Source organism: Microcoleus sp. PH2017_08_TRC_O_A, assembly GCF_020738665.1.
Taxonomy (GTDB): Bacteria; Cyanobacteriota; Cyanobacteriia; order Cyanobacteriales; family Microcoleaceae; genus Microcoleus.
Genome location: NZ_JAEQCE010000112.1, coordinates 1 through 335 on the forward strand (window position 1 = coordinate 1; position 335 = coordinate 335).

Sequence of the window (335 nt, forward strand, 5' to 3'; positions counted from 1 at the left end):
TAATGGGAAGAATGACCAAAGTATCTGCCAAACAAAGACGGTCGATGAGAAAAGCTGCGGCCAGAATTAGAAGTAAAATTCAAAATCTGGTTGACGAACTGCATAAAAAATCCGCACATTTTCTAACCACAAATTATCAAGTTATTTTTCTGCCGACTTTTGAAACATCTCAAATGGTCAAACGTGCCAAGCGGAAGATAAACAAGAAGTCGGCACGTCAAATGTTGACATGGGCCCATTATCGCTTCAAGCAAATCATCAAACATCAAGCTGACAAAAATGGTTCGATTGTTGTTGATGTGTCAGAAGCCTATACGTCTAAGACTTGTGGAAAT

At 39.1% G+C, this 335-nt stretch carries 1 protein-coding gene; it reads left to right on the forward strand.

Features of this window, described 5'->3' with window-relative positions; genetic code table 11:
- Nucleotides 1–11 precede the first annotated feature (11 nt).
- Nucleotides 12–335, forward strand: a 324-nt coding sequence (locus JGK22_RS29010; protein ID WP_366026967.1) for an IS200/IS605 family accessory protein TnpB-related protein, incomplete at its 3' end; no start/stop codon positions are given.